The organism is Arthrobacter sp. V1I9 (assembly GCF_030817075.1).
In the GTDB taxonomy this organism is placed as follows: Bacteria; Actinomycetota; Actinomycetes; order Actinomycetales; family Micrococcaceae; genus Arthrobacter.
In genome coordinates, this window is record NZ_JAUSYU010000001.1 from 2,360,919 (window position 1) to 2,381,939 (window position 21,021).

Consider the following 21,021-nt stretch of genomic DNA (forward strand, 5'->3'; position numbering starts at 1 on the left):
GCGCCGGCTCACACCTTCTCCTTGGCCAGCCTCTCCAGCGCCGCAATCGCGGTCTTCCTGTCCGTTGTGGACCAGAACGGCGGCAGCGCACCGCGGAGGAATCCGGCGTAACGCTCGGTGGCCAGCCGCGAATCCAGCACCGCCACCACACCCTTGTCCCCGGTGGACCGGATCAACCGGCCCGCACCCTGGGCAAGCCGGATTGCAGCGTGGGTGGCGGAGACCGACATAAAGCCGTTGCCGCCGGCCTGTGCCACGGCGCGGGACCGGGCGGTCATCAGTGGATCGTCGGGCCGGGGGAAGGGAATCCGGTCGATGACCACCAGGCGGCAGGAGCCCCCGGGAACGTCCACGCCCTGCCACAGCGACATTGTGCCGAACAGGCAGGTGTCGGGCTCGTCGGCAAACTGCTTCACCAGGGCCGTCATGGTGGAGTCGCCCTGGCACAAAATGGTCATATCCAGCTTGGGCCGCAGTGCATCGGCTGCTTCTTCTGCCGCGCGCCGGGACGAAAACAGGCACAGTGCGCCGCCGTTGGAGGCCCTGATCAGGGCCTCCAACTCGGCGAGCGATTCGGGGGACGCCCCCCGGCCCGGCTTGGGCAGGTGCCCGGCCACGTACAGGATTCCCTGCTTGGGGTAGTCAAAGGGGGATCCAACATCAATGCCGGTCCAGCTGGGGGCGCCTTCTCCCACCAGCCCGAGTCCGCCTGCCGCGGGCTCAAAGGCTGAGCCGATGGCGAGGGTGGCGGAGGTCAGCACCACCGTATGACCTGTAAACAGGCCCTCACGCAACCGCCCGGCTACGGACAGCGGAGCGATGTTGATCAGGGCGGGCGCTGTCTCGTCGGGCTGCGAGTATCCCTGCTGCGGGTCAAAGGAACTGGCGCGGGAAAACCAGACCACTTCCCGGTTCTCACGGGCGGCGAGGAGCCGTTCGCACAGTTCCAGGATGAGCATCAGCCGGGAGCGCGCGAGTTGCCGCCCGCCGTCGGCAGTGGTGCTGCTGTCCCCCTTGGAGTCAGACAGTGCTGCCCGGCAGGCATCGCGCAGCTGGTCCATGCAGTCCAGCTGCTCGTCGTTGAGGCCATTGGGGAGCAAACCGTTCGGTACTGACGCGAGGGCCACCTCAAGGTTTGCGGCGGCGGCGTTGAGCGCGTCCACCGTGATGGCGGTGTGCTTGCGGGCGCCGGCGGCGGCCGCGTGGACCATGGCCACCGAGAGCTGTCCGGAGACGGCGCCCGTTACGCGGTCCTGGAGTTCGTGGGCCTCGTCAACCACAACGACGTCGTACTCGGGCAGCACTGCCAGGCCTTCAAAGGCGCTGACGGCGAGCATGGCGTGGTTGGTGACCACAACATCGGCTTCGGCGGCGTCCTGCCGTGCGAGCTCGCTGAAGCACTCTGCGGCCATGGGGCACTTCTGGGCGCCCAGGCATTCCATGGACGTGATGGAGACCTGCCGCCAGGCGCGGTCGGTGACGCCGGGCAGGAGCTCATCGCGGTCGCCGGTGGTGGTCTTCTCCGCCCATTCCCGCAAGCGGACCACTTCCTTGCCCAGCTGGGAGGCAGGACCGCCCACAGCCGCGGCGAAGTGCGGGACGCTGGTGTCCTCCCCCAGGGAAAACAGCTGGCCCTCCGCGGGCTCCTCGGAGGGAAACCCGCCTTCGAGTTTATGCACGCAGACGTAGTTGGACCGCCCTTTGACCAGGGCCACTTTTACCGGCCGGTCCAGCGCCGGAGTGATGGTTTTCAGGAGCCGGGGTATGTCCCGGCCTACAATCTGCGTCTGCAGGGCAAGCGTTGCGGTGGACACCAGGGCCGGCTTGTCGCTCTCCAGGGCGTGGGCTATCAGGGGTATCAGGTACGCCAGGGACTTGCCCGTACCCGTCCCGGCCTGGACCAGCAGGTGGTCGCCGGTCTCGATTGCCCGGGCCACCTGCCTGGCCATTTCATGTTGCCCACTCCGGCTTTGCCCGCCCATGCCGGCAACGGCGCGGTCGAGCAGCTCGATGACGAACTGCTCGCCGGCCGTGCCTGTGGCTTCGTCAGCCACGAGGTCAGTCATTGCTGACGAATGGTTCCAGTTCAGCCGCGAGGCCTTCCCGGACTTTAACAACTGCCCGGGTACCGGCTTCATCATGGTCAACGCTGATGATCTCGGCGTCGGAGTCGTGCAGCTTGCTCATCAGGTCCCCACGGTCGTAGGGGATGAGCAGCTCCAGCTTGACCGACGGACGCGGAATGGACTCGCTGATCGCCTTCAGCAACTCGGGGATGCCCTCCCCCGTGCGGGCCGAAACCACAACGTGGCGCGGTTCGCGCTGCTTCAACCGTTCCACCACAAAGGGATCTGCGGCGTCGGCCTTGTTGAGGACAATGATTTCCGGAACCTTGCGTGCGTCCACCTCGCTGAAGACCTTGCGGACTGCAGTTATCTGGCCCTCAGGGTCCGGGTGCGAGGCGTCCACGACGTGAAGGATCAAGTCGGAGTCGGCAACCTCCTCGAGGGTGGACCGGAACGCCTCTACGAGCTGGGTGGGCAGGGAGCGGACAAATCCGACGGTATCGGCCAGCGTATATCCCAGCCCGTCGGCGGTTTCTGCTTTGCGCACCGTGGGATCCAGCGTGGCGAACAGTGCGTTCTCCACGAGCACCCCGGCGTCCGTGAGGCGGTTCAGCAGTGAGGATTTGCCGGCGTTGGTGTACCCGGCGATTGCCACGGAGGGCACCTCATTACGACGGCGGTTGGCGCGTTTCGTCTCCCGTGCAGGCTTCATCGCGGCGATTTCGCGCCGAAGCTTTGCCATGCGGGTACGGATCCTCCGGCGGTCCAGTTCGATCTTCGTCTCACCGGGACCACGCGAGCCCATACCGGCCGCTGCGCCACCCACCTGGCCACCGGCCTGGCGGGACATCGACTCGCCCCAGCCGCGGAGGCGTGGCAGGAGGTACTCGAGCTGTGCGAGCTCCACCTGCGCCTTGCCTTCCCGGCTCTTCGCATGCTGGGCGAAGATGTCCAGGATCAGCCCTGTCCGGTCAATGACCTTGACCTTGACGATGTCCTCAAGGCCACGGCGCTGGGACGGGGCCAGCTCAGCGTCCACCACAACGGTGTCTGCGCCGGTGGACATCACGATGTCCTTCAGTTCCAGCGCTTTGCCTGAGCCCAGGAAGGTGCCCGGGTCCGGCTTGTCACGGCGTTGCACAAGTCCGTCCAGAACTTCCGACCCGGCTGTTTCAGCCAAGGCGGCAAGCTCCCGCAGCGAGTTTTCCGCGTCGGCGAGGGTTCCCTCCGACCAGATGCCGGCGAGGACTACGCGTTCCAGACGGAGCTGGCGGTACTCAACTTCGGTGACGTCTTCAAGTTCGGTGGAAAGGCCTGCCGTGCGCCGCAGGGCACGGCGTTCCTCAAGATCCTGCTGGTCGCCGTCGTACGTTGTGTGTTCTTCATCCAGGCGGGATATGGCCTGGGCTTTGCCCAGTACGGCCCTTCCGTCGCCGCGGCTTGCATCGCCTGCCGTGCTGACGGATTTGGCCGGTACGTCCTTGGAGAGAATCCGGTCGATCACGGCCTGGATTTCCTCAGGGCTCATGTCCTGGGCGGCTGGATCGGATCCGGTGTTGGGCTGGCTGGTCATGGTCTCCTTTGAAGATTCGGCAATTCCAGAATAGTGCCGATTGGTGGTGCTTGGGGAAGTATTCGCGCTGGGCTGACGGCCTGCGGTCATGCGGTTCTCCTGGTTTGTCGCGCCGGCCTGAAAAGCGGACGGCGGTGGCGGCCACATCGCGGGGAGGTGGCGAAGTAGAAGGAGCCGGAGAATCGGCGAAAGAGCCAGCGGGAGGCTGGCCTTCGAGTATTGTCCGGCGGCCGGATTGAACGCATACGCGTGGTCCGGTGCACTGTGCGGAAGGATTGATACCTGCGTCGCTGTGGGACATGGCTGCGGAACGGGCAGTGCCCGTGCCGGCTACTCGAAGATCAGGAACATGGGTTCAACCCTAGCAGAGGAGCAAAGAGCAGAGTTTCACTTTACGCTGCAAGTGGAACTACTCTGGCGAGTTATGGAGTCTGCACACTATTTCAGCGCATCCCCCGCCGGCCCGTTCACGCGAAAGCCGCTCACGGTTGAACTTGCAGGGGAAACGCGCAGGCTGCAGACCTCCTCGGGAATCTTCAGCCCGGACGGGATTGACAAGGGAACCGCTGTGCTCCTGGCCGAGGTTCCCGCGCCCGCGCCTGCCGGAAACCTGCTGGACATCGGCTGCGGCTGGGGTCCGATTGCACTCACCATGGCACTGCGTTCGCCGCAGTCCCGGGTCTATGCCGTGGATGTCAATGAAAGGTGCATTACGCTCACCAACGAGAATGCGGCTGCGCTGGGACTGTCCAATGTGGCCGCCAGTACGCCTGATGCGGTGGACCCGGAGGTGCGTTTCGACACCATCTGGTCCAATCCGCCCATCAGGATCGGCAAGGACGAACTGCATTCACTCCTGAAGCTGTGGCTGCCGCGCCTGGCGCCAGGCGGAACGGCTTGGCTGGTGGTGCAGAAGAACCTGGGCTCGGACTCGCTTCAACGCTGGCTGGCGGCAGAGCTGGACAATTCCTTCAGCGTGAGCCGCGAGTCAACGTCCAAGTCCTTCCGGATCCTGAAGGTCAGGAAAGCGTCCCAGCTGCCACAATAACGGCGGGACCGCTGAGCTCCACGTGCTCGTGTCCTCCGGGGCCGGCAAAGAATTTGACGCCGACCACGCCTCCAGGAACGTGAACCAGCCAGGTGTCCGGCGCTTCCGCCCCTGCCCAGTGCCGGATGGCCACGGCTGCGGCGCAGGCTCCCGTTCCACAGGACTGGGTTTCCCCCACCCCGCGTTCGTGGACACGCATGGTGACGGAACCGACGCCGTCGTGCACCAGTGGTTCGGACGGAACGACGAACTCAACGTTCGTGCCGTTGACCGGCACCGGATCAACCACAGGTGCCGTAAAGAGGCGGGTCCCTTCGAGTTCCGAGAGTTCGGCGAGGGCAACCACAGTGTGGGGGTTGCCCATGCTGACGGACAGCGCGGGACGGGGAACTTCCAGCCCGTCCGCCGTGACCAGCGAATCCATGGCCTTGGCGGTAGCCTCGCCGGGGAAGATGAACTCCCATGGGCCCATGTCGACGGCGTAATCCTCGCCGGTCCGTACGACCGTTTTTGCCCCGCCGCGGGTGCCGATGGTGAGCGCGCCGCCGTCGGGAAGGTCCACCAGGCCCTCGGTGCGGAGGAAGTGGACGAAGACCCGGACGCCATTGCCGCACATCTCGGACAGTGATCCGTCGCCGTTGCGGTAGTCCATGAACCATTCAGCGTCCGGGGTTGCGGCCAGCAGTTCCCGGCCCTCGGGCAGGAGGCGGGACGGAACGGCGCGGATGAGGCCGTCTCCACCGATGCCGCGGTGGCGGTCGCACAGGGCTGCCACCTGGTCCGCAGCTATCGTGTGCAGGCCCTCGGGGTCGGCGACCAGGACAAAATCGTTGCCGGTGCCGTGCCCCTTGGAGAAGCGGAGCCCGCCCAGCGTCCGGAAGGCGTGCTCTGTCGTCGCGGCAAGGGTTGCGTTCATGGTTTCAAGGGTACCGGCCGGCCGCAGTGCCTCTGTAACCACCCGTATCTACCGGCTGAGTGCTGCTGCAGCGGGCACCAGGTGCGGATCCTGCCAGTCCAGCCACTTGATCCGGGAATCGGCACGGAACCAGGTCAGCTGGCGGCGGGCGAACTGCCGGGTGGCTACGATGGTCTCCTCAACGGCCTCGGGGATTGTTGATGCGCCGTCGACGACCCGCAGGAACTGCGAGTAACCGAGGGCGCGGGGCGCGGTTTTGCCCTGCCGGAGCCCCTGCGCTTCAAGCCGCTCCACCTCGGCGAGCAGGCCGTTCTCCACCATGCCATGCACCCGGCGGGCCAGGCGCTCCCGGAGCTGGTCGCGGTCCACGGTGAGGCCGATCTGAACGGCGGGCTGGAAGTACTCGCGCCGGGGCATAAAGGAACTGAATGGCCGGCCGGTGAGTTGATGGACCTCCAGGGCACGGATGATGCGCCTGTCGTCCGAGAGCCTGCCGGCCGAATCCGGGTCAACTGTTGCGAGCCGGGCCATCATTGCGCCACTGCCCTGGGCGGCCAGCTCATTCTCCAGCTGCTGCCGCAGCCTCGGGTCCGTCCCGGGGAATTCGAGGACGTCAAGGGCAGCCCGAACGTACAGGCCCGAGCCGCCGGCGAGGATGGCCCGCTTGCCGCGCGCGTGGATGTCAGCGATAGCCTCACGTGCCTGCTGCTGGAACTGGGAAACGCTGGCTTCGTCCGTGACGTCCAGGATGTCCAGGAGGTGGTGCGCAACTCCCCTGCGTTCATCAACCGTGATTTTCGCTGTGCCGATATCCATGCCGCGGTAGAACTGCATTGCATCCGCGTTAATGACTTCGCCGTCCAGCTCAAGGGCGAGGCCTACCGCGAGGTCTGACTTACCGGAACCCGTGGGACCGACGACGGCGATAACCGGCGGAGAGCCCACGGGTCACCGGCTGCGGACAGGCAGCGAAGGCATCCCGAGGGAAACCCCGGCCCGGCCGTTGGCCGTCCCCGGTACCGGTGCCCCGCAGGAATCGGCCTGGGACCTGTCCCAGGCGTCACCGGCGCGGGAACGCCGCAGGCTGTAATCCTCAATGACGGGATCGGCGACCAGGTGGAAGGAAGCGGCCTCGGTGATGGTGACGGTGACAAGATCGCCCGGGCGCGGCGCAGGGGCACCGTTCGGTACCGAAAAGTGCACGAGGCGCTGGTCCTGGGAGCGTCCGGACAGCCGGTGGGTCTCCCCGGCCTTACGGCCTGACTGGGCGGTGACCATAACCTCCACCCGGCGGCCGAGCTGTTTCCGGTTCTCCTCCGCCGCGATCCGGTCCTGCAGCGCCGTGAGCCGCTCGAAGCGCTCCTGCACCACGGCTTTCGGCAGCTGGTCCGGCAGGTCCGCCGCCGGGGTGCCGGGGCGCTTGGAGTACTGGAAGGTGAAGGCGGTCGCGAACCGGGACTGTTCCACCACGTCCAGGGTTGCCTGGAAGTCTTCCTCAGTCTCGCCGGGGAAGCCGACGATGATGTCCGTGGAGATGGCGGCATGCGGAATTTTCTCCCGGACCTTGTCCAGGATTCCAAGGAACCTCGTGGAGCGGTAGGACCGCCGCATGTCCCGCAGGACCTTGTCCGAGCCCGACTGCAGCGGCATGTGCAACTGCGGCATCACGTTGGGCGTTTCGGCCATGGCATCGATGACGTCGTCCGTAAAAGCCGCAGGGTGCGGGCTGGTGAACCGGACCCGCTCCAGGCCCTCGATCTCCCCGCAGGCGCGCAGAAGCTTCGAGAAGGCCTGCCGGTCGCCGAACTCCACGCCGTAGGAATTGACGTTCTGGCCCAGGAGGGTCACTTCGATGGCACCGTCATCCACCAGGGCCTGGATTTCAGCGAGGATGTCCGCAGGCCGGCGGTCCTTTTCCTTGCCGCGCAGGGCCGGAACGATGCAGAACGTGCAGGTGTTGTTGCAACCCACCGAGATGGAAACCCAGCCCGAGTACACGGAATCACGCTTGGTGGGCAGCGTGGACGGGAAGACGTCCAGCGACTCCAGGATCTCCAGCTGCGCCTCATCGTTGTGCCGGGCCCTCTCCAGCAGGGCGGGCAAGGCGCCGACATTGTGGGTGCCAAAGACCGCGTCCACCCAGGGCGCCTTCTTCAGGATGGTTTCCCGGTCCTTTTGCGCCAGGCAGCCGCCGACGGCGATCTGCATGCCGGGGTTGGCTGCCTTCACCGGGGCAAGAATGCCGAGGTTGCCATAGAGCTTGTTGTCGGCGTTCTCGCGGACCGCGCAGGTGTTGAACACCACTACGTCCGCCTGCGCACCACCCTCTGCCGGCGCGTAGCCTGCGTCCTCCAGCATGCCGGCCATGCGCTCTGAATCGTGCACGTTCATCTGGCAGCCAAAGGTGCGCACCTCATAGGTGCGGGCCTTCCCCTGGCCGGCTTCCGGAGCAGGGGCAGGCTGGGCCACGGCGCTGGATCCTGAAGACGGGTTGGTGCCGGAAAGAGGGGAAGGAATGGTCAAACTCACCTGTTAAGGGTACCGGTTCAGTGGCTCGTCGTTGTCGGGAGCACCGTGGGCATCGAGGACCTCGCTGACAATGCGGAACGCTTGGGAGGGCTGATACCCCTTGCGGGCCAGCATGGAAGCCAGCCGGCGCGTCAATTTGTCCCGTTCCGTCCTGTCCCCCAAATTAGTCCCGGGACGCAATTTTCGCTCCACGAGGCCTCTTGCGGCGGCTTCCTCGTCGGCGTCGGAGAGCTGTTCCAGCGCTGCGGCGGCTGTTTCCTGGTCGACGCCCTTCTCCCCAAGTTCGCGGCGGAGCGCCCCCTTCGCCAGCTTCCGGGACTGCGACCGGCTCCGCACCCACATGTCCGCAAATTCAGCGTCGTTGACAAGCCCCGCCGCCTGGAACTTGTCCAGCACCGCCTCGGCAACGTCCTCCGGGACATTCCGTTCGGCGAGCTTGCGGGCAAGCTGAAGCCTGCTTTTCGCGGAAGCCGCGAGTTGCCGGTACACGATGGCTTGGGCAACGGAAACGGGATCCGGTTCAGGGTCACCGGCAACCGGCGAACCTGGACCCGGGCCGTCCTGGAAGTCGTTGGAATACGAAGCAGCGCGCCGCCCGCCGGTTTTGGCCCGGCGGGGACGCGCACTTTCAGCACTGGTCAAGGTTTAGAACCCGTCAACGGCTTTCAGCTTCGGGGAGTCCTTGGACTCGGGCTCCGCCGGCTTCACGCCAACACCGAGCTTTTCCTTGATGAGGCGCTCAAGCTCGGCGGCCAGTTCGGGGTTGTCGCGGAGGAACCTGCGCGAGTTCTCCATGCCCTGGCCCAGCTGGTCGCCGTCATAGGTGAACCAGGAGCCGGACTTCTTGATGATGCCGTGCTCAACACCCATGTCGATGATGCCGCCCTCGCGCGAAATGCCCTGGCCGTAGATGATGTCGAACTCTGCGATCTTGAAGGGCGGGGCCATCTTGTTCTTGACGATCTTGGCCTTGGTGCGGTTACCGACCGAGTCGGCGCCTTCCTTGAGGGTCTGGATGCGGCGCACGTCAATACGGATGGAGGCGTAGAACTTCAGCGCCTTGCCACCGGTGGTGGTTTCGGGGGAACCGAAGAAGACGCCGATCTTTTCGCGGAGCTGGTTGATGAAGATCGCCGTGGTTTTGGTCTGGCTCAAGCGGCCGGTGATCTTACGCAGGGCCTGGCTCATCAGGCGGGCCTGGAGTCCCACATGGCTGTCGCCCATATCGCCTTCGATTTCAGCGCGCGGCACCAGGGCGGCGACGGAGTCGATGACAATGACGTCCAGGGAGCCTGAGCCCACCAGCATGTCCATGATCTCCAGGGCCTGTTCGCCCGTATCCGGCTGGGAAACCAGGAGCGCATCCGTGTCCACGCCGAGCTTGGCGGCGTATTCAGGGTCAAGGGCGTGCTCGGCGTCGATGAAGGCCGCGATGCCGCCCTGGCGCTGGGCGTTTGCCACTGCGTGAAGGGCCACGGTGGTCTTACCGGAGGATTCCGGCCCGTAAATTTCTACGACGCGGCCACGCGGAAGGCCGCCAATTCCCAGAGCTACGTCCAGCGCAATGGAACCGGTAGGGATAACCTCGATCGGGGCCCGGACTTCGTCCCCGAGCCGCATGACCGAGCCTTTACCGAACTGCTTGTCGATCTGGGCAAGCGCTGCTTCGAGCGCTTTTGCACGATCCGGGGCTGCCGCCATGGTTCACACCTCTAATGCTTTCTCGCTTTGGAGTGGCCTCAGCGGCCGTTTATTGGTCATCTCTGACGCTAATGGGACCCACTGACATTCCGGCCGGTTGACGGCGGCTATGTGGAAAACCCGCTAGGAAAAGCATAGCTTTACCCGAACAGGTATTCGAACAACCGCGCGGCGTGTCAGGACAAAACCACTACTCGCTGCGGGGTTTGATGTCCCGGCCCAGGCGTCGCTCAGCCGGTACGTCCTGCACATCACAGACGGCCAGCCACACCTTGCGCGGTTCCACGCCGGCGGCCAGTGCCTGGTCCGCGGTGCGCCCGCCTACCCCGGCAAGAACCAGGGTATTGCTGAGGACCCGCGAGTACCCGGCGCCAAATTCGTCGTCCATAAGTCGCCAATAGTCGCTGATTCGCACCAGAAAAGTCTCTCACGATCCCGCACCCTAGAATTGTTGCCATGAGCAACTCCCCCGTCGTCCCGCCCGCGGACGGCCGCAAAGACGATGCAACCGTGGACGCCGCGCTGCAGAACGTGGAACATCAAATCAGCCTTTTTTGGCGGCGCGCACGGGCCATATCCAACCAGCTCTCCCGGCAGGTGCACCCGGACATGGAACCCGCGGCCTATGGCCTGCTGACCGTCATCCGGCGGGAGGGCCCCATCCGGCTCACGGACCTGGCAATGAACATCGGCGTCGGCAAACCTTCCGTGAGCCGGCAGATTGCCTTCCTGGAGAGCATCGGGCTGGTGTCCAAGGAGGCTGACCCGCTGGACGGACGGGCCCAGGCCATCAGGCTGACACCCAAGGGGGAGGAAAAGATGCACCAGGTCCAGGATGCCCGTCGGCAGGTTTTCCGGGAACGGCTGGGGGAATGGCCGGTGGAGGACCTGCAGGAGCTGGCCCGGTTTATGTCCAAGCTCAACTCCACCTATGAGCGTGACGGTTTCCCGCACGACGGCCCGCAGGCCCCCGCCGCTTCCGGGGACTAGCAGGCAGGGCAAACCAGCACCGCCCGGCCAGGGCAGGACGGCTACGCTCCGACGCGAGTGTCCAGAAACAACTGAAGCCCCCGGCACACCGCCGGAGGCTTCATGAGTTGCAGGGCAACCTTAAGGTGGTCAGCCCTTACCGGGCCCCTGAGAACAGGCCCGTTGAAAGTTCGTCGTTCAGTTCATTGTTAAGGTCGCGATCGAGGTCACGTCCGTAACGCTGGGAGAATTCCTGGGGTACGGTGTCCGGAACGGCTACGCCTTCGGCAACTGCCACGCGGTCGCTGACCTCACGAAGCATGCTGGACAAGGGGACGTCCAGGGCCGAGCAGATCGAGGACAGCAACTCGGAGGATGCTTCCTTCTGGCCGCGCTCAACCTCGCTGAGATAACCCAAGGAGACACGGGCGCTGTGCGAGACTTCACGGAGCGTGCGCCCCTGACGCTGGCGAACATCGCGCAGGACATCACCAATTTCGTGACGAAGTACAACCATCTTGCGCTCCTTTTGTTCGCTCTTAGCCTGATCGGCGAGGCCCACATCCTTCCAGCGGACAACGCCGTTTACGGATACGGGCTGCTTTACCATCTGTATCGCCTTGCTCCTCATAGTCCGGTCCGCCGTGGAGCGAACCATTAGTGTTTTCATCCTAGGCGCCTCCGCTCTCCGGAAGCGACACAATGTAATAACTAATCGGTACCGGCTTTTGTTCCCGCCAACTTTACAGCCGGGTAACTTCAGGATGCCAGCGCTTCGAGCAGCCGTTCCAGGGCAGCCCCACAGGCCTGTCCGCGGATCTCCGCCCGGCTTCCGGAAAACACATACTCGAACCCTGTTGATCTTGTACCCGTCGCTATGCCGATGTACACAGTTCCCACAGGCTTTCCATCGTGTGCTTCCGGTCCCGCTACCCCGGTAGTGGAAATGCCGATATCGGCGCCAAGGGCTGCCCTGGCCCCGTCCGCCATCGCTGCCGCCACATCGCTGTCAACCGACCCGACGTCGGCCAGGAGTTCCGGGGATACCTTGAGGACGTTTTCCTTCACGGAGTTCTGGTAGGCCACCACGCCTCCCTGCAGCATTCCGGAGGCTCCCGGGGTGTCGGCGAGGACGGCGGACACCATGCCGGCCGTCAGGGACTCGGCCGTGGCCACGGTGAGGCGGTGCTCCAGGGCCTGTTTCACAGCCTGTTCAGACAGATGGTGAAGGGACACGTGCTGGATGTTGGTCATGCCTGCTCCTGCCCGTTGGCCGTTCCCTGCAGCTTTCCCTTGGACCGCAGGCGCAGCGCCTCGACAACGTACTCGACGCCGGTCCACACCGTGATCAGCACGGCCACCATCATCACGGCGAACGCCGCCCAGCCAAGCCAGGGTGCAATGGCTGCCAGCGGCAGGAGGTAAAGGAAGATGGCGGCGGTCTGGACAACGGTTTTGAGCTTGCCCCCGCGGGACGCGGGGATGACGCCGTAGCGGATGACGAAGAAACGCAGGGCGGTGATGCCCCATTCACGGACCAGGATTACCAGGGTGACCCACCAGGGCAGTTCGCCGAGTACGGACAGCATCACCAGTGCGGAACCGATAAGCAGTTTATCCGCGATGGGATCGGCAATCTTGCCGAAGTCGGTCACGAGGTTGCGGCTCCTGGCGATGTCGCCGTCGAGCTTGTCCGTGTAAATCGCGACGGCGAACAATGCCGCCGCTGCCCAGCGCCAGGGCCCTGCCTCGCTCTGCAGGCGGGGCGCGTCCAGGAGCAGGAACCAAACGAAGAACGGCACCAGCGCGATGCGGAGCATGGTCAGGACATTGGGAAGGTTCCAGACCTCGGCACGGCCCTTGCCGGCGGCGGTTGCATCAGTGCTAGTCACCTTCCTAGGCTACATTCTTTGGGCTAGCGCCCGGTCAGCGACCAGGCGTCTTCCGATCCCTCTTCGTCGTCATAGCCCCCCGGCGCGGAATCCGAGCCGTCGTAGTATTCGACGTTCTGCTTCCGCTGGTCCAGGTCCGCCGCCACCAGGTCCTCGGCGTAGCCGCCCTGCGCGATGTTGGCGTTGGCGTTGTCGCTGAGGGCCGCTGTCTGGGCATCCGGTGCCTTGGGTGCCTCCTGGCCCTTCATGGCAGCGAGGACCGGGGCGAGGTCGTCCGGCTTCACCAGGACGTCGCGGGCTTTCGAACCTTCGGATGGACCAACTACACCCCGCGATTCGAGCAGGTCCATCAAGCGGCCGGCCTTGGCGAAGCCGACGCGCAGCTTGCGCTGGAGCATGGAGGTGGAGCCGAACTGGGTGGTGACCACCAGTTCGGTGGCCTGCAGCAGCACCTCGAGGTCGTCCCCGATGTCGTCGTCGATTTGCTTCTTGGGGGCTTCGGCGGCAACGTCATCGCGGTAGGTGGCCTGGAGCTGTCCCTTGACGTGCTCAACCACCTTGTGGATTTCCGATTCCGTGACCCAGGCGCCCTGGACGCGCATGGCCTTCGAAGCGCCCATCGGCAGGAACAGGGCGTCACCCTGGCCGATGAGTTTCTCTGCGCCCGGCTGGTCCAGGACCACCCGGGAGTCGGTCACCGAGGAGGTGGCAAAAGCCATCCTGGAAGGAACGTTCGCCTTGATCAGGCCGGTGACGACGTCCACGGACGGCCGCTGCGTGGCAAGGACCAGGTGGATGCCGGCGGCGCGGGCAAGCTGGGTGATGCGCACGATCGAGTCTTCAACGTCGCGCGGCGCCACCATCATGAGGTCGGCGAGCTCGTCCACGATCACCAGCAGGTAGGGGTACGGGCGGATAACCCTTTTTGAGTCCACAGGCGGCTGGACCTTGCCGGCGCGGACGGCTTTATTGAAGTCGTCGATGTGCTTGAAACCGTAATTCGCGAGGTCGTCGTACCGAGCGTCCATCTCGCGCACCACCCATTGGAGCGCCTCCGCGGCCTTCTTCGGGTTGGTGATGATTGGCGTGATGAGGTGCGGGACGCCTTCATAGGCGGTGAGCTCCACGCGCTTGGGGTCCACCATCACCATGCGCACCTCGTCGGGGGTGGCGCGCATGAGGATGGACGTGATCATCGAGTTCACGAAGGAGGACTTACCGGCACCGGTGGCGCCGGCCACCAGCAGGTGGGGCATCTTGGCGAGGTTGGCCACAACGTAGCCGCCCTCAACGTCCTTGCCGACACCCATCACCATCGGGTGGTCGGTGCGGCGGGCGTTCTGGCTGCGCAGCACGTCGCCAAGGGAAACGGTCTCGCGGTCCGTGTTGGGGATCTCGATGCCGATTGCGGACTTGCCCGGGATGGGACTCAGGATCCGCACGTCGCTGGAGGCCACGGCGTAGGAGATGTTCTTGGAGAGTGCAGTGACCCGCTCCACCTTGGTTCCCGGGGCGAGTTCGATTTCGTACCGGGTGACGGTGGGACCCCGGCTGAAGCCGGTCACGGTGGCGTCGACGTTGAACTGCTGAAGGGTGTCTGTCAGGGCTGCGACGACGGCGTCATTGGCCTCCGTGCGCTCCTTGGGGATTGAGCCCGGGGTCAGGTAGTCCGACGCGGGGAGGGTGTAGGTAACGTCCCCGGCGAGGGACAACTGCTCGGTCCGCTGGGGAATCGGAACGGGCGGCGGTGCGGGAGCCACGGGGTTGGACGGCACGGTGGGTGCCGGGGAACCAGCCTGGCCGCCGGGGGCTGACATGCCCGGGGTGATCATTGGGATGGCCTCGGTGGCGTTCTCCCCCGGCGCAGCGGAAGCAGCGGCGCCCAGTCCCTGGGCCGCCTTGATCTTTTCGACGGCGATCTCCGCCTGGGTGGGACGGCGCACCCCCGGGGCGGGGCGGGGCGGCTGCGGTTGCGGCTCTTCGTCGTCGTCGATGACGGCATGCTCGAACGCTTCGTCGCCTACGTAGCCTTCCAGGCCGGCGTCGGCATCCTCTTCCTTGCCGAACAGGCGGCGCTTCTTCTTTTTGGGCGCGGCCGGCGGGGTGCGCTCCAGGTAGCTGCGGTCGTGGCGGTCCCTGTCCTGCTCCTGGTCCACAAGGTCGAGGCCCATGAGGTGCTCATAGGCGCCGCGCAGCCGCCGCGGGATGGCACCGAAGGGAGTGGCGGTGATGATGAGCAGGGAGACGAAGGCCAGCAGACCGTAGAGCACCAGCGGAACAGCCGGATGGATGGCGGCCAGAGGCGAGGCGCCCAGGAATCCCAGCATTCCGCCGGCCTGGCGCAACCCGTCAAATCCTTCGGCGACTGTGGGCTGTCCGCCCAGGACATGGGCCAGGCCGCAGCCGGCGAAGGTCATGATGAGGAAACCGATGCCCACCCTGTTATTGCCCCGCCCGTCCGAGGGGTGGCGGAAGAGCCGGAAAGCACACACAAAAAGCATCAACGGAAGCAGCAGCGAGATCCAGCCGAACGTACCGTTCACCACGCTGTAGACGGCGTCCGGGAACCAACCCGTGAGGCCCCACCAGGCGAAGGTGGCGATAAACACGCCCAGGGCCAGGTTGAAGAGGGCAGCACCGTCACGGCGCTCGTCAGCCGGAAGGTCGCTGACGTCATGGCCAATGCGCCGCACTCCCCCGCCCACGAGGTGGCCGATGCCCAGCCATGCTCCGCCCACTACCCGCAGCAGCCAGGGCTGGTGCTGTTCGACGGCGGGGAGCTGGCGGGTCCGCGCCGTACCGGAGCTGCCGGTCCGCCCGGACTTGGCTGCTGTGGTTTTCGCTGCCGTGGAGCCGGAACCGCGGCCACCGGAACCGCTGGATTTGCTGCCGGAGCCGGCCCTGCTTGAACCATTGGGCGCGGAAGTAGTACGAGTGGCCATATCAGCCACGGTACCGGAACTGGGCCTTTATCCCGGGGATTTGGGAGCCAGACCGTTCCGGTTCGGGCCGCTTAAGCACATCCGGCCCGCACTCCTGCTTGAGGAAGGAAGTACGGGCCGGAGCCGACGGCGGGCTGTTAGGCCTCAAGCACCACCGGGATGATCATGGGCTTGCGGCGGAGCTTGCGGTTGACCCACGTGCCCACCACGCGGCGGACCACCTGCTGGAGCTGGTGGGTGGTGTGGTCCGAATGGTTCAGCACGGCTTCTTCCAGCGCAGCGTTGATCTTGGGGATGATCTCGTCGAACACGGCATCGTCCTCGGCCACGCCGCGGGCGTGGATCTCCGGCCCGGACACCACCTTGCCGGTGGCGCGGTGGATGACCGTGATGATGGAGATGAAGCCTTCATCGCCCAGGGTTTGGCGGTCCTTGAGGTCGGCCTCGGTGACCTCGCCAACGCTGGATCCGTCCACGTAGACGAAGCCCACTTCAACCTGGCCGACGACGTCCGCCCGGTGGTCCTTGAGGTCGATCACGGTGCCGTTGTCGGCGAGGATAACGCTGGCTTCCGGGACCCCGGATTCGATGGCGATCTTGCCGTTGGCAATCAGGTGGCGGGTTTCACCGTGCACCGGCATGGCGTTGAGCGGTTCCAGGATGTTGTAGCAGTACAGGAGTTCGCCGGCGGCAGCGTGCCCGGAAACGTGGACCTTGGCGTTGCCCTTGTGGATCACGTCGGCGCCCAGCTTGAGCAGTCCGTTGATGATCCGGAAGACGGCGTTTTCATTGCCGGGGATCAGGCTGGACGCGAGGATGACAGTGTCCCCGTCACCCACCACCACACGGTGATCACCGTTTGCCATGCGGGACAGCGCCGCCATCGGCTCACCCTGGGAACCGGTGGACATCAGCACCACGCGGTTGTCCGGCAGGTTGTCGATGTTCTTGATGTCCACGATGAGGCCCGGCGGGACATCCAGGTAGCCCAGCTTCTCGGCGATGGCCATGTTCCTGACCATGGACCGGCCCACGAAGGCCACCTTGCGGTTGTGCTTTGCGGCGGCGTCCAGTACCTGCTGGACCCGGTGCACGTGGGATGAGAAGGATGCGACGATGATCCGCTTGGTGGCCTGGCCGAACAGGCGCTCCAGCGTGGGGCCGATTTCCTTTTCCGCGGTGGTGAAACCGGGTACGTCCGCGTTGGTGGAATCCGACATAAAAAGGTCCACGCCCTCCTCGCCGAGCTTGGCGAAGTGCCGGAGGTCGGTGATGCGGCCGTCAAGGGGAAGCTGGTCCATCTTGAAGTCGCCCGTGTGCAGGACGGTGCCGCCCGCGGTGCGGAGGAACACTGCGAGGGCGTCGGGAATGGAGTGGTTGACAGCTACGAACTCGCATTCGAAGGGGCCGAACTTCTCCACCTGGCCTTCCTCGACGGTGAGGGTGTAGGGCCGGATGCGGTGCTCCTGCAGCTTCGCCTCGATCAAGGCAAGCGTCAGCTGCGAGCCCACCAGCGGAATGTCGGCCCGCAGGCGCAGCAGGTAGGGAACAGCACCGATGTGGTCCTCATGCCCGTGGGTGAGGACCACAGCTACGATGTCGTCCAGCCGGTTCTCGATGTAAGAGAAGTCAGGCAGGATCAGGTCGACGCCGGGCTGGGTCTCCTCCGGGAAGAGGACGCCGCAGTCCACGATCAGCAGTTTGCCATCGATTTCGAACACGGCCATGTTCCGGCCGATCTCCCCGAGTCCGCCGAGCGGTACGATCCGTAGCGTGCCGTTCGGCAGGCGGGGAGGGGTGACAAGGCCGGTTAGGGCAGTTTGAGTCATATTGCACTACTTTCCAGGCGGAAGGGTGCCGGTCTCAGCCCTCAGGAAAAGACCAGCCCCGCTTCCGCCAAATCCCCGCGGATGGTTTCGATCTCGGCTTCGTCCGGCTCCACGAGGGGCAAGCGGACAATCGAGTTGGGCAGGACTCCCTGCCATTTAAGAATCTGTTTGGCCGCGACGGCCCCCTGGACCCTGGTCATGGTGGCGCGGACCACGGGCAGAAGGTCGAAGTTGATCTTCCGCGCGGTTTCGAGGTCGTTGGCGTTGACCGCATCGATGAGGTCACGGAACTGGCGGGTTGCCACGTGCGTGGTGACACCGACGAGGCCTACGGCGCCCAGTGCCATCCAGGGCAGAGTCAGTCCGTCATCGCCGGAGTAGAAGAGCAGGTCAGTTTCTGCCATGACGCGGGTGGCCGCGACGAAATCGGCCTTGGCATCCTTGACGGCCACAATGTTCGGGTGCTGCGCCAGGCGGATCATGGTTTCGGGTTCGATCGCGATCGAGGACCGGCCCGGGATGTCGTACAGCATCACGGGCACGTCGGCGGCACTGGCGATGGCCTCGAAGTGTGCGCGGAGGCCTGACTGGCTGGGCTTGTTGTAGTAGGGGGTCACCAGCAGGATGCCGTCGACGCCGAGCGCTGCTGCCTGCTGGGAGAGGTGCACTGAGTGCGCGGTGTCGTTGGTGCCGGTGCCTGCGATGATTGCCGCCCGGTCTCCGACCGCTTCCTTGACGGCACGGAACATGCCGAGGTTCTCTTCGTCGGTGAGGGTGGAGGTTTCCCCCGTGGTTCCGGTGACCACCAGGCCGTCGCAGCCGTCGTCCACCAGCTTGCCGGCCAATTCCGCTGCCTGCTGGTAATCCACCCTGCCGTCCTTTGTGAACGGCGTGACCATGGCGGTCAGGAGGGTGCCAAGGGCAGGGATGCGCGCGGAAGTGTCAGCCATGGAAAAAACGTTACCCTGTCCCCGGCTGGTTAGGACAATAGGAGCGGCGTGATGAACGTCAAATATAGGATTACCCGGCGGCGTTGCCGGTTTCGCGGCGGTATTTCTCGAGGCGGCTTCGCTGCAGGACGCAGGAAACAATTTCTGTGCGGGTTCCCGCCGCCTGCTTCAACGGGAAGCCGTCCGGACCCCAAAAGCCGCTCAAGCCGCACGACTCACCCAAGGGGCTCCTGCCGCCAAGGTTGGCGAGCAGCATAAACATCCTGTTGTCCATGGCCCGCGCTCCAAGGTGGAGGCCCAGCCGGTGCTCCTCGTCTTTGGTGTAGAGGGCGGACACGCAGTACACGTCAGCACTTGCTGCCGCAGCGTCCGCACCGCCCTCAGGCACGGAGGCATCGAACACGGAGGCATCGAAGCAGGGAGCGAGGGCAATCCTCCATCCGTCCATTTCCATCAAAGCGACGCCCTCTCCAGGCGTGAACAGCTCTTGCTCCTGCCCGTGCAGGTGGGCCTTGAAAGCCGTTTCGGTACTGCCGTCCGGGTGAAGGGCAACCGATGCCAGCCGGGGCGTGCCGTCGCTTTCGCGGCAGGCTGCGCCTACAACAGCCGTAATCCCGGTCCGGCGGCAGATCTCCCGGACATCGCCGAGGCGTTCGTCATCCGGCTTCAGCCAGGAGTCGGGGTCCTCTAACAGGTCCAGCCGGTAGCCGGTGAGGGACAACTCCGGGAAGACCACCAGGCGGGAGCCGTGGTCATCTGCGTCCTCAATGAGGCGCACATGCTCGGCGGCGTTGGCCGGGATGCCGCCATCCAGCGGCTGATACTGGATCACGGCGGCGGGGAGGGTGTCTGTCACGCCTCCATCCTAGGCAAGCACCTGCCTGCACGCCTCAGCGGCGGACGTCATGGGCCCGGGGCGGCTCCCCTGGCCCGGGGTGGCAATACCTGCCCACCGCCGACTGCCGCAGCCCTTCGGCCCAGGTGGCCAACCGTTGGGCGGCCCTGACGTAGTGGAACAGTTCCACGGGAGTCAGTGCGTCGATATCCGTCTCGCCGAGCCGCCGTGCGAGTTCTGCCCCTTCCGGTTGCGCGGACAGGCTGACACCCTCCCGCTCCCACTGGATGTCCTCGGAGGTTTTTCCGGTCACCAGCTGGCGAAAGAGGTAATCAACCACCCCGGGGCTCATGGCCTTCAGTGGCCCGGCATGTGGGGACTCCGAGGCGGGGACTTCAGGTGATGGGGTTTGCATGCCGCCAATGCTATTCGAACATATATTCGAACACAAGGGCGGTTCGTGACAGCTCCGGTACAGCCAGGTGTGAGACGATCTGGGCATGACCTCCCGCAACGCCGCCGCCTCCTCCCGGATGGCTGCAGGCCGCTCCATCCCGGGCCGGCTTCACGGCATCGACGCAGCGCGCGGGCTTGCCCTGCTGGGAATGATGGCCACGCACCTGCTTCCCACTTTTGAATCGAACGCCGACCTGACCCCCACCTGGATCGGCCTGACCTTTTCGGGCAGGGCCGCCGCACTCTTCGCAGTACTGGCAGGGGTTGGCCTCGCGTTGTCCACTGGAAAGCACAAGCCGCTGGATGGCTCCGACCTTTCGGCAGCGAGGCGCGGGGTGGCCCTGCGCGCCCTGGTAATTGCCGCCGTCGGGCTCACCTTGGGTGGCCTGGAAGTGGGCGTGGCCATCATTTTGGTCCATTACGCAGTGCTGTTCCTGTGTGTCCTGCCGTTCCTGGGCATGCGGCTGAAGCCGCTCCTCAGTTGGGCCGCTGGCTGGATCCTGGCCTCGCCGGTGCTGGCGTACCTGTTGCGTCCCTGGCTGCTGGCTGCGGCCCCGCCGCTGAGGCTTGGCCACAATCCCTCCTGGGAGGACTTGTCCACGCCCACCCGCCTCCTGGTCGACGTTTTTTTCACGGGCTACTACCCCGTCTTCCAGTGGCTGTCCTACCTGCTGGTGGGGCTCGTCGTCGGCCGCCTGATGCTCAACAAGCGACTGGTCCCTTGGGTGCTGTTGATCGGCGGCACCATTGTTGCCTTCCTGGCCAAGGCCTTGGGCACCGCGGCCATGGAGAACTGGGGCGGCCGGGCCGCCCTCGAGAAGCTGCTGGACTCCCCCGGCTACCCGCTGCACAATGTTCTGCAGGTCAACCTGACGGGTATCCCGCAGGAGGGATCCTGGTGGTGGCTGGCGTCCGCGGCGCCCCACTCCGCAACCCCCCTCGACCTGCTCCACACATCCGCGGTGGCAGCGGCGGTGATCGGGGCGTTCCTTCTCCTGGGCAGGCTGGCTGAATGGGTGGCGTTGGATCTGTTGCTGCCCCTGCGCGGCGCGGGCGCCATGACCCTGACCCTGTACTCCGTCCACGTGTGGGTGGTTTCGGGCTTCTACCTGAAGCCCCTCCCCGCCGGCTGGACTGAGGACGCCATGTACTTCGCCCAGGCTGCCGGTGCAGTAATGGTGGGCATCGTGTTTGTGCTGCTGAAGTGGCGCGGGCCCCTGGAATGGCTGGGGCATGCGGCGAACCAGGTGGGCCGCGGCGGCGTCAAGGCTATCAGCTAGGCGAGCCGATCCCGGGCCGCTCCCCCATGGAGCGC

The 21,021-nt window shown here is 65.3% G+C and carries 19 protein-coding genes; 3 read left to right on the forward strand and 16 right to left on the reverse strand.

Going from position 1 to position 21,021, the window contains the following annotated elements:
- Window positions 1-8: 8 nt before the first annotated feature.
- Both QFZ70_RS11150 and hflX read right to left on the reverse strand, forming a co-directional pair.
- Window positions 9-2,066, reverse strand: coding sequence for an ATP-dependent DNA helicase (locus tag QFZ70_RS11150; protein WP_307095591.1), 2,058 nt, complete (start codon window positions 2,064-2,066; stop codon window positions 9-11).
- A complete protein-coding gene (gene hflX, locus QFZ70_RS11155; protein ID WP_307095592.1) occupies window positions 2,059-3,639 on the reverse strand; it encodes a GTPase HflX in 1,581 nt (526 codons plus the stop codon). The genes QFZ70_RS11150 and hflX overlap by 8 nt, the downstream gene beginning before the upstream one ends.
- Before the next feature lie 424 nt (window positions 3,640-4,063).
- Here hflX and QFZ70_RS11160 point away from each other — a divergent pair, with 424 nt between their 5' ends.
- Window positions 4,064-4,687: a class I SAM-dependent methyltransferase gene (locus tag QFZ70_RS11160; protein WP_307095594.1), complete on the forward strand. Its 624-nt coding sequence runs from the start codon at window positions 4,064-4,066 to the stop codon at window positions 4,685-4,687.
- Here QFZ70_RS11160 and dapF read toward each other — a convergent pair.
- The 6 genes from dapF to QFZ70_RS11190 all read right to left on the reverse strand — a co-directional run bounded on the left by dapF (window position 4,659) and on the right by QFZ70_RS11190 (window position 10,248).
- Window positions 4,659-5,603 carry a diaminopimelate epimerase gene (gene dapF / locus QFZ70_RS11165; protein WP_307095596.1) on the reverse strand — a complete coding sequence of 315 codons (945 nt, stop codon included), beginning with the start codon at window positions 5,601-5,603 and terminating at the stop codon, window positions 4,659-4,661. The two genes, QFZ70_RS11160 and dapF, sit on opposite strands and share 29 nt — an antisense overlap.
- A gap of 48 nt (window positions 5,604-5,651) precedes the next feature.
- Window positions 5,652-6,548, reverse strand: a complete 897-nt coding sequence (gene miaA, locus QFZ70_RS11170; protein ID WP_307095597.1) for a tRNA (adenosine(37)-N6)-dimethylallyltransferase MiaA — start codon at window positions 6,546-6,548, stop codon at window positions 5,652-5,654.
- 3 nt (window positions 6,549-6,551) lie between these two features.
- Window positions 6,552-8,132: a tRNA (N6-isopentenyl adenosine(37)-C2)-methylthiotransferase MiaB gene (gene miaB / locus QFZ70_RS11175; protein ID WP_373461576.1), complete on the reverse strand. Its 1,581-nt coding sequence runs from the start codon at window positions 8,130-8,132 to the stop codon at window positions 6,552-6,554.
- 3 nt (window positions 8,133-8,135) lie between these two features.
- Entirely contained in the window at window positions 8,136-8,774 is a 639-nt protein-coding gene (locus QFZ70_RS11180; RefSeq protein WP_373461577.1) for a regulatory protein RecX, read from the reverse strand.
- A 3-nt stretch (window positions 8,775-8,777) separates the two neighbouring features.
- Window positions 8,778-9,833 carry a recombinase RecA gene (recA, locus tag QFZ70_RS11185; protein WP_307095599.1) on the reverse strand — a complete coding sequence of 352 codons (1,056 nt, stop codon included), beginning with the start codon at window positions 9,831-9,833 and terminating at the stop codon, window positions 8,778-8,780.
- Window positions 9,834-10,023: 190 nt separating this feature from the next.
- The gene (locus QFZ70_RS11190) at window positions 10,024-10,248 is read right to left on the reverse strand and encodes a DUF3046 domain-containing protein (RefSeq protein ID WP_307095600.1); all 225 of its coding nucleotides are present in this window, start codon (window positions 10,246-10,248) and stop codon (window positions 10,024-10,026) included.
- A 41-nt stretch (window positions 10,249-10,289) separates the two neighbouring features.
- Here QFZ70_RS11190 and QFZ70_RS11195 point away from each other — a divergent pair, with 41 nt between their 5' ends.
- Window positions 10,290-10,823, forward strand: a complete 534-nt coding sequence (locus QFZ70_RS11195; protein ID WP_307095602.1) for a MarR family winged helix-turn-helix transcriptional regulator — start codon at window positions 10,290-10,292, stop codon at window positions 10,821-10,823.
- 136 nt (window positions 10,824-10,959) lie between these two features.
- Here QFZ70_RS11195 and QFZ70_RS11200 read toward each other — a convergent pair whose 3' ends face one another.
- The 8 genes from QFZ70_RS11200 to QFZ70_RS11235 form a co-directional block, all read right to left on the reverse strand.
- Window positions 10,960-11,412 (reverse strand): helix-turn-helix domain-containing protein, encoded by a 453-nt coding sequence (locus QFZ70_RS11200; protein ID WP_104042778.1) that lies wholly within the window; start codon window positions 11,410-11,412, stop codon window positions 10,960-10,962.
- 149 nt (window positions 11,413-11,561) lie between these two features.
- Window positions 11,562-12,056 carry a CinA family protein gene (locus tag QFZ70_RS11205; protein WP_307095604.1) on the reverse strand — a complete coding sequence of 165 codons (495 nt, stop codon included), beginning with the start codon at window positions 12,054-12,056 and terminating at the stop codon, window positions 11,562-11,564.
- The gene (gene pgsA, locus QFZ70_RS11210; RefSeq protein WP_307095605.1) at window positions 12,053-12,694 is read right to left on the reverse strand and encodes a CDP-diacylglycerol--glycerol-3-phosphate 3-phosphatidyltransferase; all 642 of its coding nucleotides are present in this window, start codon (window positions 12,692-12,694) and stop codon (window positions 12,053-12,055) included. The genes QFZ70_RS11205 and pgsA overlap by 4 nt, the downstream gene beginning before the upstream one ends.
- 23 nt (window positions 12,695-12,717) lie before the next feature.
- Window positions 12,718-15,636 (reverse strand): DNA translocase FtsK, encoded by a 2,919-nt coding sequence (locus tag QFZ70_RS11215; RefSeq protein ID WP_307095607.1) that lies wholly within the window; start codon window positions 15,634-15,636, stop codon window positions 12,718-12,720.
- A 137-nt stretch (window positions 15,637-15,773) separates the two neighbouring features.
- Window positions 15,774-17,465 (reverse strand): ribonuclease J, encoded by a 1,692-nt coding sequence (locus QFZ70_RS11220; RefSeq protein WP_307095608.1) that lies wholly within the window; start codon window positions 17,463-17,465, stop codon window positions 15,774-15,776.
- A 41-nt stretch (window positions 17,466-17,506) separates the two neighbouring features.
- Window positions 17,507-18,415, reverse strand: a complete 909-nt coding sequence (gene dapA / locus QFZ70_RS11225) for a 4-hydroxy-tetrahydrodipicolinate synthase (RefSeq protein ID WP_307095609.1) — start codon at window positions 18,413-18,415, stop codon at window positions 17,507-17,509.
- 70 nt (window positions 18,416-18,485) lie between these two features.
- On the reverse strand, window positions 18,486-19,271 hold the full coding sequence (locus QFZ70_RS11230; protein ID WP_307095611.1) for a carbon-nitrogen hydrolase family protein: 786 nt from the start codon (window positions 19,269-19,271) through the stop codon (window positions 18,486-18,488).
- Between the two features lie 34 nt (window positions 19,272-19,305).
- Window positions 19,306-19,665, reverse strand: a complete 360-nt coding sequence (locus QFZ70_RS11235; protein WP_373461578.1) for a hypothetical protein — start codon at window positions 19,663-19,665, stop codon at window positions 19,306-19,308.
- 85 nt (window positions 19,666-19,750) lie between these two features.
- Here QFZ70_RS11235 and QFZ70_RS11240 point away from each other — a divergent pair, with 85 nt between their 5' ends.
- Window positions 19,751-20,986 carry a heparan-alpha-glucosaminide N-acetyltransferase domain-containing protein gene (locus QFZ70_RS11240; protein ID WP_307095613.1) on the forward strand — a complete coding sequence of 412 codons (1,236 nt, stop codon included), beginning with the start codon at window positions 19,751-19,753 and terminating at the stop codon, window positions 20,984-20,986.
- Window positions 20,987-21,021: the final 35 nt, after the last annotated feature.